The 13,158-nt window shown below is 61.4% G+C and carries 11 protein-coding genes; 8 read left to right on the top strand and 3 right to left on the bottom strand.

Annotation, left to right across the window (positions count from 1 at the left end; genetic code table 11):
* The first annotated feature begins 43 nt into the window (after positions 1–43).
* The 7 genes from cpdA (at position 44) to CPH89_RS12890 (ending at position 8,206) form a co-directional block, all read left to right on the top strand.
* Entirely contained in the window at positions 44–859 is an 816-nt protein-coding gene (gene cpdA, locus CPH89_RS12860) for a 3',5'-cyclic-AMP phosphodiesterase (RefSeq protein ID WP_053254029.1), read from the top strand.
* Between the two features lie 116 nt (positions 860–975).
* Positions 976–1,584, top strand: coding sequence for a YqiA/YcfP family alpha/beta fold hydrolase (locus CPH89_RS12865; protein WP_053254030.1), 609 nt, complete (start codon positions 976–978; stop codon positions 1,582–1,584).
* A 45-nt stretch (positions 1,585–1,629) separates the two neighbouring features.
* On the top strand, positions 1,630–3,534 hold the full coding sequence (gene parE, locus CPH89_RS12870) for a DNA topoisomerase IV subunit B (RefSeq protein WP_053254031.1): 1,905 nt from the start codon (positions 1,630–1,632) through the stop codon (positions 3,532–3,534).
* The gene (locus CPH89_RS12875) at positions 3,534–4,529 is read left to right on the top strand and encodes an esterase-like activity of phytase family protein (RefSeq protein ID WP_053254032.1); all 996 of its coding nucleotides are present in this window, start codon (positions 3,534–3,536) and stop codon (positions 4,527–4,529) included. The genes parE and CPH89_RS12875 overlap by 1 nt, the downstream gene beginning before the upstream one ends.
* Positions 4,526–5,047: a retropepsin-like aspartic protease family protein gene (locus CPH89_RS12880; RefSeq protein ID WP_053254033.1), complete on the top strand. Its 522-nt coding sequence runs from the start codon at positions 4,526–4,528 to the stop codon at positions 5,045–5,047. Before CPH89_RS12875 ends, CPH89_RS12880 begins: the two co-directional genes overlap by 4 nt.
* A 10-nt stretch (positions 5,048–5,057) precedes the next feature.
* Positions 5,058–7,322 carry a DNA topoisomerase IV subunit A gene (parC, locus tag CPH89_RS12885; RefSeq protein WP_053254034.1) on the top strand — a complete coding sequence of 755 codons (2,265 nt, stop codon included), beginning with the start codon at positions 5,058–5,060 and terminating at the stop codon, positions 7,320–7,322.
* Positions 7,323–7,498: 176 nt separating this feature from the next.
* Positions 7,499–8,206, top strand: coding sequence for a PqiC family protein (locus tag CPH89_RS12890; protein ID WP_078827666.1), 708 nt, complete (start codon positions 7,499–7,501; stop codon positions 8,204–8,206).
* Between the two features lie 191 nt (positions 8,207–8,397).
* On the opposite strand, the gene CPH89_RS12895 is transcribed toward CPH89_RS12890, so the two are convergent.
* Entirely contained in the window at positions 8,398–9,933 is a 1,536-nt protein-coding gene (locus tag CPH89_RS12895; RefSeq protein ID WP_053254036.1) for an AhpA/YtjB family protein, read from the bottom strand.
* A 133-nt stretch (positions 9,934–10,066) separates the two neighbouring features.
* Between CPH89_RS12895 and serB the strand changes: the two genes are divergently transcribed.
* Positions 10,067–11,281 carry a phosphoserine phosphatase SerB gene (serB, locus tag CPH89_RS12900; protein ID WP_053254037.1) on the top strand — a complete coding sequence of 405 codons (1,215 nt, stop codon included), beginning with the start codon at positions 10,067–10,069 and terminating at the stop codon, positions 11,279–11,281.
* A gap of 142 nt (positions 11,282–11,423) precedes the next feature.
* On the opposite strand, the gene asd is transcribed toward serB, so the two are convergent.
* Both asd and CPH89_RS12910 read right to left on the bottom strand, forming a co-directional pair.
* A complete protein-coding gene (asd, locus tag CPH89_RS12905; RefSeq protein ID WP_053254038.1) occupies positions 11,424–12,284 on the bottom strand; it encodes an archaetidylserine decarboxylase in 861 nt (286 codons plus the stop codon).
* 16 nt (positions 12,285–12,300) lie between these two features.
* Positions 12,301–13,116, bottom strand: a complete 816-nt coding sequence (locus CPH89_RS12910) for a rhodanese-like domain-containing protein (protein WP_053254039.1) — start codon at positions 13,114–13,116, stop codon at positions 12,301–12,303.
* Positions 13,117–13,158: the final 42 nt, after the last annotated feature.

The raw sequence follows: 13,158 nt of genomic DNA on the forward strand, positions 1-13,158 counted from the left end.
CGCGCCAAATGTCCATTTCCTGTGATTGCCTTGGGAGAGCGCCTTGCCAAGCGTATCCGCCTTGAACCCTGATGCGCCGCTGTTGCTGGTGCAGTTGTCCGACAGCCACCTGTTTGCCGAGGCCGAGGGCACGCTGCTCGGCATGAACACCTGCGAGAGCCTGCGGCGGGTGATCGAGTTGGTGCGCGAGCAGCAGCCGCAGATCGATTTGGTGCTGGCAACCGGGGATTTGTCCCAGGACGGCACGCTTGAGTCCTATCAACAATTTCGTGACCTGACCCGGCCGATTGCTGCGCCAGCGCGCTGGATTCCCGGCAACCACGACGAGCCGCAGGTCATGGCGCACGCCGCCGTGCACAGTGATCTGCTGGAGCCGGTGCTCGACATCGGCAACTGGCGCGTCACCCTGCTGGATTCGGCAGTTCCCGGTTCGGTGCCCGGCTACCTGCAAGACCAGCAACTGCAATTGCTGGCCCAAGCCTTGAGCGAGGCGCCGAGTCGGCACCACCTGGTGTGCTTTCACCATCATCCGGTGCCCATCGGCTGTGCCTGGATGGAGCCCATCGGCCTGCGCAACCCCGACGCTCTGTTTGCCGTACTCGACCGTTTTCCGCAGGTCAAGGCGGTGCTTTGGGGGCATGTGCACCAGGAAATCGACCGCGAGCGCAACGGCGTGCGCCTGCTGGCGTCGCCGTCCACCTGCATCCAGTTCACGCCGGGCAGTGAAGACTTCCAGGTCAGCGAACAGGCGCCGGGTTACCGCTGGCTGCGATTGCATGCCGACGGACGGTTGGAGACGGGCGTGGAGCGGGTAAAAGGGTTCGAATTTACCGTCGATTACGGCAGCAACGGCTATTAACGGCTGCAAACACTGAGCCAAATGTGGGTTCTTTGCTGGCTGGACAACAGGGTACTCACACACCCCCTCGATCCCTGTAAACTGCGCCTCTTTGGCTGAAGCACGGAGAGCCCGGCATGTCCGCTTCGATCTTGTATATCCACGGTTTCAACAGCGCGCCTGCGTCCAACAAGGCCAGCCAACTGAAGACGGTGATGGACAGCCTCGGCCTGGCCGACCAATTGCGCGTGCCGGCCCTGCATCACCACCCCCGCCAGGCGATTGCTCAGTTGGAGGAGGCCATTGCACAGCTGGGTCGGCCGCTGCTGGTCGGCAGCTCACTCGGCGGCTACTATGCAACCCATCTTGCCGAACGCCATGGCCTTAAGGCGCTGCTGGTCAACCCGGCGGTCAGCCCTCATCGGATGTTCGACGGTTACCTGGGCACCCAGAAGAACCTCTACACCGATGAAACCTGGGAATTGACCCACGATCACGTCACGGCACTGGCCGAGCTGGAAGTCCCGGCGCCCCAGGATGCCGCGCGTTATCAGGTGTGGTTGCAGACCGGCGATGAAACACTGGACTATCGCCTCGCCCAACAGTATTACCGAGCCTGTGCCTTGCGCATCCAGGCCGGTGGCGACCATGGTTACCAAGGGTTCGCCCAGCAATTGCCGGCAATGTTGAGCTTTGCCGGCATTGGCCCTGATCAGTATCAATCCTTCGATTTTTCTTCACTGTAAGAATCGCAGGTTACTTTTTAATCGAACGACTCACGACGAGACCCCATGGCCACTCCCAGCGCTAGCTCTTATAACGCCGACGCCATCGAAGTCCTCTCGGGCCTCGACCCGGTGCGCAAACGCCCCGGCATGTACACCGACACCAGTCGGCCGAACCACCTTGCCCAGGAAGTCATCGACAACAGCGTCGACGAAGCCTTGGCCGGGCACGCCAAGTCGGTACAAGTCATCCTCCATGCCGACCATTCCCTGGAAGTGTCTGACGATGGTCGCGGCATGCCGGTGGACATTCACCCGGAAGAGGGTGTGTCGGGCGTCGAGCTGATCCTCACCAAGCTGCACGCCGGCGGCAAGTTCTCCAACAAGAACTACCAGTTCTCCGGTGGCTTGCACGGTGTGGGTATTTCGGTGGTCAACGCCCTGTCCACGCTGGTGCGGGTCAAGGTCAAGCGCGACGGCAACGAGTACCAGATGACCTTCGCCGATGGCTACAAAGCCACCGACCTGGAAGTGATCGGCACCGTCGGCAAGCGCAACACCGGCACCAGCGTGTACTTCGCGCCGGACCCTAAATACTTCGATTCGCCAAAATTCTCGATCAGCCGCCTCAAGCACGTGCTCAAGGCCAAGGCGGTTCTGTGCCCGGGCCTGCTGGTCAGCTTTGAAGACAAAGGCACCGGCGAGAAGGTCGAGTGGCACTATGAAGACGGCCTGCGCTCCTACCTGGAAGACTCCGTCAGCGACTTCGAACGCCTGCCCAACGAGCCGTTCTGCGGCAGCCTGGCCGGTAATAAAGAAGCGGTCGACTGGGCGCTGCTGTGGTTGCCCGAAGGTGGCGACAGCGTGCAGGAAAGTTACGTCAACCTGATCCCCACCGCTCAGGGCGGCACCCACGTCAATGGTTTGCGCCAGGGCTTGCTGGATGCCATGCGCGAATTCTGTGAGTACCGCAGCCTGTTGCCGCGTGGCGTGAAGCTGGCGCCGGAAGACGTGTGGGAGCGCATCGCGTTCGTGCTGTCGATGAAGATGCAGGAGCCGCAATTCTCTGGCCAGACCAAGGAGCGACTGTCGTCCCGTGAGGCGGCGGCGTTTGTGTCCGGTGTGGTCAAGGACGCCTTCAGCCTGTGGCTCAACGAACACCCGGAACTGGGTCTGGCCCTGGCGGAACTGGCGATCAACAACGCCGGCCGTCGCCTCAAAGCCAGCAAAAAGGTCGAGCGCAAGCGCATTACGGCGGGCCCGGCACTGCCGGGCAAACTGGCCGATTGCGCCGGGCAAGACCCGATGCGTTCCGAGCTGTTCCTGGTGGAAGGCGACTCCGCCGGCGGTTCCGCCAAGCAAGCACGGGACAAAGAGTTTCAGGCGATCCTGCCGTTGCGCGGCAAGATCCTCAACACCTGGGAAGTCGACGGCAGCGAAGTCCTGGCCAGCCAGGAAGTGCACAACATTGCCGTGGCCATCGGTGTCGATCCGGGTGCGGCAGACATCAGCCAACTGCGCTACGGCAAGATCTGCATCCTCGCCGACGCCGACTCCGACGGCCTGCACATTGCCACATTGCTGTGCGCGCTGTTCGTCCAGCACTTCCGCCCACTGGTGGATGCCGGTCACGTCTACGTCGCGATGCCACCGCTGTACCGTATCGACATGGGTAAAGAGATTTTCTACGCCCTGGACGAAGCCGAGCGCGATGGCATCCTCGACCGTCTGGTCGCCGAGAAAAAGCGCGGCAAACCACAGGTCACACGATTCAAAGGCCTGGGTGAGATGAACCCGCCGCAGCTGCGCGAAACCACCATGGACCCGAACACTCGGCGCCTTGTGCAATTGACCCTGGAAGACTTCGCCGGCACATCGGAAATGATGGACATGTTGCTGGCCAAGAAGCGTGCACCGGATCGCAAAGCCTGGCTGGAGTCCAAAGGCAACCTGGCCGAGGTTCTGGGCTGATGCGCACAGGTTTCGCCCTGGCGATCCTGATGTTGAGCGGGTTGGCGGCCACCGAGGTGGTCGCCGCGCCCGCCGTTGAGCTTAAACTCGTGTCCGAACACCCGGTGGACGGCATGCGCGGCGGTAACCTGTCGGGCCTGGCCCTGTGTGGCAAAGCGCTGTGGACCGTTTCTGACCGTGATGACGACCAGATCTACCGCCTCGATATCAGCGCGCCGACCTGGAAGGCCGAAGCGCTGAAAATCGACGTGCCGCCTGTGCCGGAGTCCGGTTTACCGTGGGGGCTGCGCTCGCGCACCAAGGCTGCTTCGTTCATTCGCGGTGGTGACCTGGACTTTGAAGGCATCACCTGCGATGCCGCCGGTGACCGCTACATTGTCAGCGAAGCCCATGCGGCGGTGCTGCACGTGCCGGTGAGTGGTGCGCCGCAGTGGTTGAAAATCGCCCCGGGCATGGTGCGCGAAGCGCGGGCCAGCGGCATGCTGCTGCATTTCAATGCCTTGTTCGAAGGCCTGGCGATCAACCCGCAAGGCAATCAGATCTGGCTGGCCGCCGAGCGTGAGCGACGTGGCTTGATCTCGATCAAGCGTGGGCAAAGCGTGTGGGATTGTGAGGGGCCTTGTGTGTTGCTGAGTGAGGCCGGGCAGGAAGTGCAGCCGGCGCAGTTCGTCCACGCCAAGGCCGTGTCCAAGGATTTTGCCGACCTCGCGCTGTTCAACGGCAAGCTGTTTACCCTGGAGCGCAATGCGTTCCAGATTTGCCGGCGCGATGCGGTCACTGCAAAAGTTGAGTTGTGCTGGTCGTTTGCCGACGAGACCCTGACGCCGGAGCGGCGTTATGCCCAGCCTTATGGTCTGGCCGAAGCGCTGGTGATGGATGCCGACGGAGCCTGGCTGGGGATCGACAACAATTTCGGCCCTCGCGCCGATGGTGAAAAACGCCCGATCGTCTACCGTTTTGCCGCGCCGGCCGGTGGCTGGGGCGCTCAGCCATGAGTGCACAACCGCCCGGCAAGCGCGCCGGACGTGTGTTGATGTTCGTGGCGTGGGGCGCGGGGCTGTTTTTGGCCACACGGTTTTTTGGGCAATGGGAAGCGCGTCAGGAAAACCCCAATGCCGTAGTGACCTCGGAGCAGCACGAGGGTTACATCGAAGTGAAATTGCTGGGCAACGGCCAAGGCCATTTTGTTGCCAGCGGCCAGATCAACGGTCAACCGGTGGAGTTTATGCTCGACACCGGGGCGACCGACGTGGCGGTTCCAGCCGAATTGGCCGACCGTCTCGGGCTCAAACGTGGCATGCCGGTGACCTTGAGCACCGCCAATGGGCGGAGTCAGGGCTACCGCACCCACCTCGACCGCCTGAAACTGGGCGATATCGTCCTTCAGGACGTGCGTGCGCTGGTTGCGCCGGGCTTGGGCGGGGAACAGGTGCTGTTAGGCATGAGTGCATTGAAACAACTTGAATTTACCCAGCGCAGCGGCACATTGCTGCTGCGCCAGACCAAACAATGATGAGGCCCGCATGAGTGACATCCTCGCAGACAGCTTAGATGGCGTAGAACGCCGATCGCTGGCTGACTTCACCGAAAATGCCTACCTCAACTACTCCATGTACGTGATCATGGACCGTGCCTTGCCGCATATCGGCGACGGCCTGAAGCCGGTACAACGGCGCATCATCTACGCCATGAGTGAGTTGGGCCTGGACGCTGATTCCAAGCACAAGAAGTCGGCGCGTACCGTCGGTGACGTGCTCGGTAAGTTCCACCCCCACGGCGACTCCGCGTGCTATGAAGCCATGGTGCTGATGGCCCAGCCGTTCAGCTACCGCTACACCTTGGTGGACGGGCAGGGTAACTGGGGTGCGCCGGATGATCCCAAGTCCTTCGCGGCCATGCGTTATACCGAGGCGCGCCTGTCGCGTTATTCGGAAGTGTTGCTCAGCGAGTTGGGGCAGGGCACTGCGAATTGGGGGCCGAACTTTGACGGCACCCTCGACGAACCCCTGGTGTTGCCGGCACGTTTGCCGAATATCCTGCTCAATGGCACCACCGGCATCGCGGTCGGCATGGCCACTGACGTGCCGCCGCACAACCTGCGTGAAGTGGCCACCGCCTGCGTGCGCCTGCTTGACGAGCCAAAAGCCACGGTCGAGCAGCTCTGCGAGCATATCCAGGGCCCGGATTACCCGACCGAAGCGGAAATCATCACGCCGCGCGCCGACCTGCTGAAGATGTACGAGACCGGCAAGGGCTCGGTGCGCATGCGCGCGGTTTATCACATCGAAGATGGCGACATTATCGTCACCGCGCTGCCGCATCAGGTGTCCGGTGCCAAGGTGCTGGAGCAGATCGCTGCGCTGATGCAGGCCAAACCGTCGAAATTGCCACAGGTTGCGGACCTGCGTGACGAGTCTGACCACGAAAACCCATGCCGCATCGTGATCATCCCGACCAATAGTCGCGTCGACCACGAAGTGCTGATGCAGCATCTGTTTGCCAGCACTGACCTGGAGTCCAGCTACCGGGTCAACGTCAACATCATCGGCCTGGACGGCAAGCCGCAGCTGAAAAACCTGCGCAACCTGCTGGTGGAGTGGCTGGAGTTCCGCGTGCAGACCGTGCGTCGGCGCCTGCAATTCCGTCTCGACAAGGTTGAGCGTCGCCTGCACCTGTTGGACGGTTTGCTGATTGCATACCTCAACCTGGACGAAGTGATCCACATCATCCGTACCGCCGAGCACCCGAAAGCCGAGCTGATCGCGCGTTTCGAGCTGAGCGAGATCCAGGCTGACTACATCCTCGACACCCGCTTGCGTCAGTTGGCGCGACTGGAAGAAATGAAGCTGCGTGATGAGCAAGATGCGCTGCTCAAAGAGCAAGCCAAGCTGCAAGCCCTGTTGGGCAGCGAAGCCAAGCTCAAGAAGCTGGTGCGCAGCGAGCTGATCAAAGACGCCGAAACTTATGGCGATGATCGCCGCTCGCCCATTGTCGAACGTGCTGAAGCCAAAGCGCTGACAGAAACCGAGCTGCTACCTAACGAGAAAATTACCGTCGTTCTGTCGGAAAAGGGCTGGGTCCGTTCCGCCAAGGGGCATGATATTGACGCCACCGGCCTTTCCTACAAGGCGGGTGATGGTTTCAAGACCGCTGCGGCCGGGCGCTCCAACCAGTTTGCGGTGTTTATCGACTCTACCGGGCGCAGTTATTCGGTGCCGGCGCACACCTTGCCCTCGGCACGCGGGCAGGGCGAGCCATTGACCGGGCGCCTCACACCGCCGCCGGGGGCGAATTTCGAGTGCGTGCTGCTGCCGGACGATGATTCGCTGTATGTGATCGCTTCCGACGCGGGTTACGGGTTTGTGGTCAAGGGCGAAGACCTGCAGGCCAAGAACAAGGCAGGCAAGGCATTGTTGAGCTTGCCCAACAACGCCAAGGTGATCCTGCCGCGCACCGTGGACGACCGCGAGAGTAACTGGCTGGCGTCGGTGACCACTGAAGGGCGTTTGCTGGTGTTCAAGATCAGCGACTTGCCGCAGTTGGGCAAAGGCAAGGGCAACAAGATTATCGGGATTCCTGGGGAGCGTGTGGCCAGTCGCGAAGAGTACGTGACCGACATCGCCGTGATCCCGGAAGGTTCAACCCTGGTGCTCCAGGCCGGCAAGCGCACGCTGTCGTTGCGCCCTGACGACCTTGAACACTACAAGGGAGAGCGTGGCCGACGCGGCAACAAACTGCCGCGGGGTTTCCAGCGAGTGGATGCTTTGCTCGTGGAAACGCCTGTTTAACGCCGATTAGAGCCCTCGATCTACGATTTAACGCGTAGATCGACGCTTTGGCGCTGGAGTCAGGGCGCATATTCACGGATGATATGGCCTTTCCAGCGCCGGCGTGGCCGAGCGTGTTTAGGTTATTTTTAGTATTACATTGTGGTTCGCCTTGTGGCAGCCACCTGGATGGGATGATGACTGCTCCACGCCTTCCTTTAATTTTGATGCTCGCTGGCCTTTTGGGGCTGGCGGGTTGCAGCACACACCAGCCTGTGTCGCTGTACCAGCTGGACAGCGGAAGTCCGGCTCAGCCCGCTCAAACAGCGGGTATGGCCGTATTGCTTGGCCCGGTAGTCGTTGCCGATTACCTGCAACGTGAAACCCTGCTGCAACGTCAGAACGACGGCAGCCTGCAAGGTTCCACAGATGGCCGTTGGGCGGGCAGTTTGTCGTCCGATATCAACCAACTGTTGCTGCGCCAGGTTGCAGGCCAGTTGGACAGCCAGCGTGTGGTGCTTGCACCTGCGCCAGCCGGCTTCACTCCGGATGTGCAGGTGTTGCTGACGATTACCCGGCTCGACTCCGGTGCTTCGCAGCCGGCGATCCTGGATGCGCAGTGGCGTCTGATCGACCGTCGTGGGCAAGTGCGCGATAACCGCATCGTGCATCTGCAGGAAGAACACACCGGCACCACCGCGTCCCAGGTCCAGGCCCAGGGCGTGCTGTTGCAGCATTTGGCGCAGCAGTTGTCGGTGGCGCTCAAGCCATTGGCCAACCAGCCGCCGATTGCCGAGGCGCCGCGTAAGCAGGCCCCGGCCCAGGCCAAGCCGGCAGCGCCGCAAAGGCCGAAGATGCCGATGGCAACGCCGATTCGTACGGATATGGAAGTGTTCAGGTTCTGACCTGAAACCGACCCACAAAAAAGGCCCGCTGACTCAGCGGGCCTTTTTGTTTGTCTGCGATTCGAAGCTTGGCACAGACCAAATGTGGGAGGGGGCTTGCTCCCGAAAGCGGTGAGTCAGCCAATGCATGTGCTGTCTGACACCCTGCTATCGGGAGCAAGCCCCCTCCCACATTGATCCATCGGTGTTGGTTAGGGCTTGGCACGGGTCTCGTGCATCCGCGCCAACTGGCGCTCAAGCATCGACGGGTACGGTTCCATCAAACGCTCCACGCAGCTTGCGCCTTCAGGGCTGGCAATCGGGCGGATACGGGCGCGTTGGCGGATCAGGGCATCTTCGCTGATCTTGCGCTCCACCAGCAGCAGGTTGCGGCTGTGTTGAGACAAGGCCAGTGCATCCTGGGCAATTTCGGTCAGCAGCAGGTCGATCTGGCTCATGCCGAACAGATCGTCACCCACCGTCAGGCCCAGTTGCAGTTGCAACGTAATGCCACTGTCAGCCACTTCAATCTGCAGGGCATGGCCCAGGGCGCGCAGCAGTTCGCCGCAGCAGATGGCGTTGGTCAGGTAGTCTTCGCCGCTGTCTTCGCTGTGGAACAGCATCAGCGTGCTGCCATCGTTCAGGGTGTGCAGTTCACTCTGATAGAGCGAGGCGGCCTGGTCGAGGCAGTCGCGGTAGCGTTCCAGCAATTCTGTCAGGCGGACGCGGGGCAGGCGGCGCAGTTGGTCCTGGGCGCCCAATTGCACAGCCAATACGGCGCTGTGCTGCGGCTCAGTGTTTTTCACCGGCTCAGGCTTGGGGACGACAACGGGCGCGGCGGCCGAGGTGTCGCGCAGGTCGGAGAACGGGTCTTCATCATCCAGTTCATCTTCCTCGGCCTTGATCACCTGGCGTGTGGCAGGCTTGAGGCCGGCCACCGGTGCACTTTCGTCAAAGCCTGGGTCGCGCAGGTCGCGCACTTCAAACTCGGGCTCGTCGTCGTAATCGGTGTCGTCGTATTCCGGCTCGGGTTCAGCCTTTGGCACGATCACAGGTTCCGGGGCGAAGCTGGCGTGCAGCTGGCGGGCGAGGTCGCCGATCTCATCCTGGCGGTCGGTGGCCGGGGTATGTTCGTCGATGTCGCGCAGCCAAATGCGCAGTTGCATCAATGGCGTGGAAATGTGCCGGCCCAGGCGCAAGCTCAAGGCCAGGGCCAATGCCAGCAGGATCGCGCTGAGAATGCCCATGCTTTGCAGGCTGATGGTCATCGGCTGCTGGAATTGCTGCATGTCGAGGCTGATACGCAGTTGGCCCGCTTTCACGTCCTGAAACGTGATATTGCTCTGGTACAGGCCTTCGGCTTCACCTAGCAGGCCGTTTTTCGGGCGCTGCCCGGCTTCGGCCATGATCCGGTTGTCCACGCTATAGATGGCGGCGTGGGCCACCAGCGGGTTCTTGGTCAGGTTATTGAGCAGCACGTTGAGGCTGAGGATGTCGTTGGACACCAACAGCTCAGTCGCCGAAGTGGCGGTCTGGGTAGTCAAGCTTTCGCCCAGGGCGTCGGCTTGCTCGTGCATGGCCTGCTTGAACTGCAAACCCATCACGCAGGCGTAGATCACCAAGGCCAGAGCGACCAGGATCACGTTATGGCTGGCGATGCGTAATGCGATCGGTACACGGCGGTGGCGCAGTGCCCGGAAGATCAGCAGGAAGAAGTTATCGGTTTTTACTGGCGTGGGCCGGTTCACTTGCGCTCGGCTCTTGGTCCGTGAAGTTGACGCGCAGTATAGCGACAGGCCTAGAACCGGCAAAGCGCTGGCTGTGCCCGATGGTCACTGAAAGTGGGTAGAATGCGGTTTTTTTCCAGCCTGGGGGTGCGCTTTGCGCGAAATTGTCCTGATAAACATCACAGGTCTTGACCGACCGGGTCTCACTGCAGCCATTACCGGTGTCCTGGCCCAGGGTGGTGTGAGCATTCTCGACATCGGCCAGGCGGTGATCCACGACACGCTTTCGTTCGGGATCCTCGTGGAAATCCCGAGCACTGAGCAGGCGTCTTCTGTGCTCAAAGACATCCTGTTTACGGCGTATAAGCTGGATCAACAGGTGCGTTTCACCCCGGTCTCCGAGGCGGATTACCAACACTGGGTCGACGGCCAGGGCAAAAAGCGCCACATCGTGACCTTGCTGACTCGCAAGGTTACCGCCGAGCAATTGCAGCGGGTCAGCTCAATCACCGCGCAGTACGGCCTGAATATCGACCATATCGACCGTTTGTCGGGTCGCATGCCATTGGACACGCCCGCCGACAAGGGCAAGGGCTGCATCGAGTTCTCCGTGCGCGGCGAGCCGGCTGACCCCCAAGCCTTGCGCGCCGAGTTCCTGAGCGTAGCCCAGGAGCTGAATGTCGATATCGCCTTCCAAGAAGATTCGCTGTTCCGCCGTAACCGCCGCCTGGCGGTGTTCGACATGGACTCGACCCTGATCGAAGCTGAAGTCATCGACGAGTTGGCCAAGGCCGCTGGCGTGGGTGAGCAGGTGTCCGCCATCACCGAGCGCGCGATGGCCGGCGAGTTGGACTTTCGCGCGAGCTTCAAGGAGCGCCTGGCACTGCTCAAGGGCCTGGATGTCAGCGTGCTGGATTCTATCGGGGCTTCGTTGCGCCTGACCGAAGGCGCCGAAACCCTGTTCGCCGAACTCAAGCGCCTGGGCTACAAAACCGCAATCCTGTCGGGCGGGTTTACCTATTTTGCCAAGCAGCTGCAGGCCAAGCTGGGCATCGACTATGTGTTCGCCAACGAGCTGGAAGTGGTGGATGGCAAGGTGACCGGCGTGGCCGTCGAGCCGATTGTCGACGCACAGCGTAAGGCGGATCTGCTGAAGGAACTGGCCCACAAGGAAGGTTTGCGTCTGGAACAGACCATTGCGGTCGGTGACGGCGCCAATGACTTGCCGATGCTGGCAATTGCCGGCTTGGGTGTGGCGTTTCGCGCCAAACCGCTGGTCAAGCAATCGGCCAAGCAGGCGATTTCGACCTTGGGGCTGGACGGCGTGCTGTACCTGCTGGGCTTGCGTGACCGCGACAGTCAGCTGTAAGCCGACATCACTGAAGCACCCTGGTCAAAGTGGGAGCGGGCTTGCTCGCGAATGCGGTAGATCAGTCGGTATCTCTATTGACTGTCACACCGCATTCGCGAGCAAGCCCGCTCCCACATTTTGATCTTCTATTGGCTTTGAATCAGGCCTTGGGCAGTGCGATGCCCTGGCCCATCTGCACAGGCGTACCCGCTGCCAATTCTTCTGCCCATTTCACTTGATCCGGCCCGAACAGCACGATCGCGGTCGAACCCAGCTTGAAGCGACCCAGTTCCGCACCTTTTTCCAAGTGGATCGGCGCGCGGGCGGCTTCGTCGTAGCGGAAGGTTTTCAGCTCGCGCTTCGGCGGCGTAACCAAACCGGCCCATACGGTTTCAATCGACGCCACGATCATTGCACCGACCAACACCACTGCCATCGGCCCGCGTTCGGTGTCGAACAGGCAGACAACACGCTCGTTACGTGCAAACAGCTCAGGCACGTTTTCGGCAGTGGTCTGGTTCACCGAGAAAATCCGCCCAGGCACGTAGACCATCTCGCGCAGGGTGCCGGCCAGCGGCATGTGCACGCGGTGGTAGTCCTTCGGCGACAGGTAGATGGTGGCGAAATCACCGCCCATGAAGGGCGCAGCCAGTGCCGCGTCGCCGCCGAGCAGTTCCAGCACACTGAAGCTGTGGCCCTTGGCCTGGAATACGCGGCCGTGTTCAATCGGGCCAAGCTGGCTGACAGCGCCGTCGGCCGGGCTCAGTACTGCGCCTGGGGTTTGATCCAGCGGGCGTGCGCCGTCTTTCAATGCACGGGTGAAGAACGCGTTGAAATGCTCGTAGGCGGTCAGGTCTTCGACCAGCGCCTGGGACATGTCCACTTGATAGCGCTTGGCGAACCAGCTGGTGAAGGCGTTCTTGAACCAGCGCACGCGGCACTCGGCAATGCAGCCGGCCAGGCGCGACAGCAAGTGGTGCGGCAGCAAATATTGGCTGAGGATAAACAACTGCTTTTTCATTAAGTGTCCTTAAACCTTAAATCTCAACGGGGGTGTCGGGGTGGTTGCCCCATTCGCCCCAGGAACCGGCATAACCTTTGACTCGCGGATAACCGAGCGCCTTGGCCACCAGGTAGGTGAAGCCAGAGCGGTGGTGAGTCTGGCAGTGGGTGATGATTTCTTTGTCTTTGGTCAGCCCGAGGTCTTCGAGGATTTGCGGCATGTCGCGACGGATGCGCAGGTTGCGCGCCTTGTCCATGCCGGCGGTCCATTCGAAGTTCACCGCGCCGGGGATGTGGCCCCCTTTGGCGGCGAGGACCTTTTCACCGGAATATTCCAGCGGGCCGCGTGCGTCCCAGATACCCAGGTCGGCCGCGCCGAGGCGGCTTTGCAGGTATTCGCGGGTGGCCGTGGGGCCGTCGTGCAAGGTCAGGCTGACCGGGCCGCCGACAGGCGCCGGTACCTCGGTGGAGAGTGGGTGCTGGCCTTCCAGCCACGCCAGCAGGCCGCCGTCCAGGTAGTGGTATTTCTGGTGGCCGATCACGTCGAGCAGCCAGATAAAACGCCCGGCCCAGCCGCCGCCTTCGTCGTCGTAGACCACATAGGTGGCATCCGGGGTGTGCCCCAGTTCGCCGAACAGTTTTTCCAGCTCGGCCTTGTTCGGCAACAAACCTGGCGCGGGCGGTTGGCCCAGTTGGGTGCGTTTGGGGTCAACGAAATGCGCGCCGGGGATATGCCCTTCGGCGTAGCGGGCGGCACTGGTGAGGTCCACCACAATCAGGTGTTCGGCATCCAGTTGAGCGAGCAGGTCGCTGGATTCGATCACCAGCGGCAAGCCAGAGAAGTCAGGCATGTGAGGTCTCCTGGGCACAAATGTTGGCGATAAAAGACGGCG

The sequence above is a fragment of the Pseudomonas fluorescens genome, assembly GCF_900215245.1.
GTDB classification, from domain to species: domain Bacteria; phylum Pseudomonadota; class Gammaproteobacteria; order Pseudomonadales; family Pseudomonadaceae; genus Aquipseudomonas; species Aquipseudomonas fluorescens.

Coding starts and splice junctions, on each gene's coding strand:
- CPH89_RS12865 (WP_053254030.1), top strand. CDS start 976: ATGTCCGCTTCGATCTTGTATATCCACGGTTTCAACAGCGCGCCTGCG.
- parE (WP_053254031.1), top strand. CDS start 1,630: ATGGCCACTCCCAGCGCTAGCTCTTATAACGCCGACGCCATCGAAGTC.
- CPH89_RS12875 (WP_053254032.1), top strand. CDS start 3,534: ATGCGCACAGGTTTCGCCCTGGCGATCCTGATGTTGAGCGGGTTGGCG.
- CPH89_RS12880 (WP_053254033.1), top strand. CDS start 4,526: ATGAGTGCACAACCGCCCGGCAAGCGCGCCGGACGTGTGTTGATGTTC.
- parC (WP_053254034.1), top strand. CDS start 5,058: ATGAGTGACATCCTCGCAGACAGCTTAGATGGCGTAGAACGCCGATCG.
- CPH89_RS12890 (WP_078827666.1), top strand. CDS start 7,499: ATGACTGCTCCACGCCTTCCTTTAATTTTGATGCTCGCTGGCCTTTTG.
- asd (WP_053254038.1), bottom strand. CDS start 12,284: ATGAAAAAGCAGTTGTTTATCCTCAGCCAATATTTGCTGCCGCACCAC.
- CPH89_RS12910 (WP_053254039.1), bottom strand. CDS start 13,116: ATGCCTGACTTCTCTGGCTTGCCGCTGGTGATCGAATCCAGCGACCTG.